The sequence below is a fragment of the Bradyrhizobium sp. Leo170 genome, assembly GCF_004296405.1.
GTDB lineage: Bacteria > Pseudomonadota > Alphaproteobacteria > Rhizobiales > Xanthobacteraceae > Bradyrhizobium.
The window spans coordinates 1-2,879 of record NZ_PSRR01000577.1; the positions used below are offsets into that span (position 1 = coordinate 1).

A 2,879-nucleotide genomic window follows, 5' to 3' on the forward strand; every position below is an offset into this window, starting at 1 on the left:
TGGCAAGGGAACATTTGGGCCGGCCGCGGCTTCTGCCGTCGCGGCCAGGGCGAAGGCCAACGCTAGCGATGTCGCCAAGGCGGTCGATCGCAATGCGGCAGCGCGGGGGGAAGGGGTCACGGCTTTCCTCTGCGGCGGCGAATCATCTGATCGCTGAGGCCTCAGCTGTATTTGATTGAATATGTGGACAAATTGCTAAAAGTGTCGCGGAAGCGATATTTGCGCCATGACAGCGGCAAAATCGCGGCTGGCAATGGGACGGGGACTGCGGCCCTTTCGCCTGGCCGCCGGACTCGATATGAATTGGCCTTTCTGACCCGCGCCGCAACCCTTAGAAGTGTTTGGAGGAAGTCCATGGCAGCCAAGACAAAATTCCGCGGCTCGTTCACCGCTTTGGTAACGCCATTCAAGAACGGTTCCGTGGACGAGGCGGCCTTTCGCTCCCTGGTGAACTGGCAGATATCCGAGGGCACCAACGGCCTGGTTCCGGTCGGCACCACGGGCGAAAGCCCGACGCTCAGCCATGACGAGCACAAGCGGGTGGTCGAATGGTGCGTCAGTGAGGCCAAGGGCAGGGTGCCCGTCATCGCGGGCGCCGGTTCCAATTCGACCAAGGAGGCGATCGAGCTGTCCGAGCACGCCGAGCAGGCCGGCGCCGACGCCGTGCTGGTCGTCACCCCCTATTACAACAAGCCGACCCAGGAGGGGCTCTACCAGCACTTCAAGGCGATCAACGATGCGATTGGAATCCCGATCATTATCTACAATATCCCGCCGCGCTCGGTGATCGACATGTCGGTCGACACGATGATGCGGCTGTGGGAACTGAAGAACATCGCCGGCGTCAAGGACGCCACCGCGAGCATGGTGAGGGTGTCGCAGCAGCGGGCGGCGATGGGCGAGGATTTCAACCAGCTCTCGGGCGAGGACGCGACCGTGCTCGGCTACATGGCCCATGGCGGCCATGGTTGCATCTCCGTGACCTCGAACGTGGCGCCGCGGCTATGCGCCGAGTTCCATGCCGCCTGGCAGAAGGGCGATGTCGCGACCGCGCTGAAGCTGCACGACAAGTTGATGCCGCTGCACACCAACCTCTTCGTCGAGAGCAATCCCGGGCCGGTGAAATACGCGATGTCGCTGCTGGGCAAACTGGAGGAGCGGCTGCGGCTGCCGATGGTGCCGGTTGCCGAATCCACGCGCGTGGCCGTGCGCGGTGCCATGGTGCATGCCGGCCTGATTAACTAAAGCACGTCGGGTGGCGCCTGGCTGGTCCGGTCGGCCAGGTCGAGGAGAAGGGGCTTCGCATGCTCAAGGAATTCCAAGAGTTCGCGATGAAGGGCAGTGTCGTCGACCTCGCGGTTGGCGTCATCATCGGCGCGGCCTTCGGCGCGATCGTGAATTCGCTTGTCGGCGACGTGATCATGCCCGTGATCGGCGCGATCACCGGCGGGCTCGACTTCTCCAACTACTTCACGCCGCTGTCGAAGGCGGTTACCGCCAGCAACCTCGCGGACGCCAAGAAGCAAGGTGCCGTATTGGCTTGGGGCAGTTTCCTGACGCTGACCCTGAATTTCCTGATCGTCGCCTTCGTGCTGTTCATCGTGATCCGGCTCATGAACCAGTTGAAGCGCAGCCAAGAGGCAGCGCCGGCGCCGGCGAAATTGACCCGGCAGGAAGAATTGTTGACCGAAATTCGCGATCTCCTCAAGAAATCCTGAAGTGGCCGAGAAAAACGAACGTCCGATCAAAGTCGTCGCCGAGAATCGCAAGGCGCGCTTCAACTATGCGATCGAGGACACCATCGAGGCGGGCATTGCACTGACCGGCACCGAGGTGAAGTCGATCCGCGGCGGCAAGAGCACGATCGCGGAGTCCTATGCGGATTCCAAGAACGGCGAGATATGGCTGATCAACGCCAATATCCCGGAATACCTGCAGGCCAACCGCTTCAATCACGAGCCGAAGCGCCCGCGCAAATTGCTGCTTCACAAGAAGCAGATCAGCAAGTTGATGGGCGCGGTCGATCGCGAAGGCATGACGCTGATCCCGCTGAAGCTCTATTTCAACGAACGCGGTCGCGCCAAGCTGTTGCTCGCGGTCGCCAAGGGCAAGAAGCTGCACGACAAGCGCGAGACCGAAAAGAAGCGTGACTGGGGCCGCGAGAAGGGCCGCCTGCTGCGCGCGCGGGGGTGAGATAAGCGAATAGCGAGTGGCGAATGGCGAATAGTGGCGGAGACCTTCCCTATTCGCCATTCGCTACTCGCCATTCGCCACATGACGGAGCGTAAGATGGCTCAACCAAACCTGCTTGAAGTCGACTGGAGCAAGATCCCCGCGCCGACTGATGATGGCGGCGCCGCGCATCTGGAGGGCATGGCGATCCCGCCAGTCAGCTTGGTGGCGACCGACGATACGTCAGTGACACTGTCTTCGCTGAAGGGGCGCACGGTGGTGTTCGCCTATCCGCGCACTGGCGAGCCCGGCAAGATTGCGCTTGTCGACGACTGGGACATGGTCCCGGGCGCGCGCGGCTGCACGCCGCAGACCTGCGCCTTCCGCGACCTGTTCGCCGAGCTCAAGGCCGCCGGAGCCAGCCACGTGTTCGGCCTGTCGACGCAGAGCAACGAATACCAGACCGAGATGGCCTCGCGCCTGCATCTGCCGTTTCCGGTGCTCTCGGACGAGACGCTTGAGCTGACGCGCGCGCTCAAACTGCCGACCATGGAGGTGGCGGGGCTGACGCTGATCAGGCGGCTGGCGCTGATCATCGACGACGGGCGCATCACCCACGTCTTCTATCCGGTGTTCCCGCCCGACCGGAACGCCGGCGATGTGCTGGAATGGCTGCGGGAAAATCCGGTAAGCGGCTAGGTTTGTAG

The 2,879-nt window shown here is 62.5% G+C and carries 4 protein-coding genes; all 4 read left to right on the forward strand.

What is annotated here, in order from left to right:
* Nucleotides 1-354: 354 nt before the first annotated feature.
* The 4 genes from dapA (at nucleotide 355) to CWO89_RS42620 (ending at nucleotide 2,871) form a co-directional block, all read left to right on the forward strand.
* The gene (dapA, locus tag CWO89_RS42605; RefSeq protein ID WP_130584180.1) at nucleotides 355-1,245 is read left to right on the forward strand and encodes a 4-hydroxy-tetrahydrodipicolinate synthase; all 891 of its coding nucleotides are present in this window, start codon (nucleotides 355-357) and stop codon (nucleotides 1,243-1,245) included.
* Between the two features lie 59 nt (nucleotides 1,246-1,304).
* Entirely contained in the window at nucleotides 1,305-1,718 is a 414-nt protein-coding gene (gene mscL / locus CWO89_RS42610) for a large conductance mechanosensitive channel protein MscL (RefSeq protein ID WP_130584181.1), read from the forward strand.
* Between the two features lies 1 nt (nucleotide 1,719).
* A complete protein-coding gene (gene smpB / locus CWO89_RS42615; RefSeq protein WP_130584182.1) occupies nucleotides 1,720-2,193 on the forward strand; it encodes an SsrA-binding protein SmpB in 474 nt (157 codons plus the stop codon).
* Between the two features lie 96 nt (nucleotides 2,194-2,289).
* Nucleotides 2,290-2,871 carry a peroxiredoxin gene (locus CWO89_RS42620; RefSeq protein WP_130584183.1) on the forward strand — a complete coding sequence of 194 codons (582 nt, stop codon included), beginning with the start codon at nucleotides 2,290-2,292 and terminating at the stop codon, nucleotides 2,869-2,871.
* The last annotated feature ends 8 nt before the right edge of the window (nucleotides 2,872-2,879 follow it).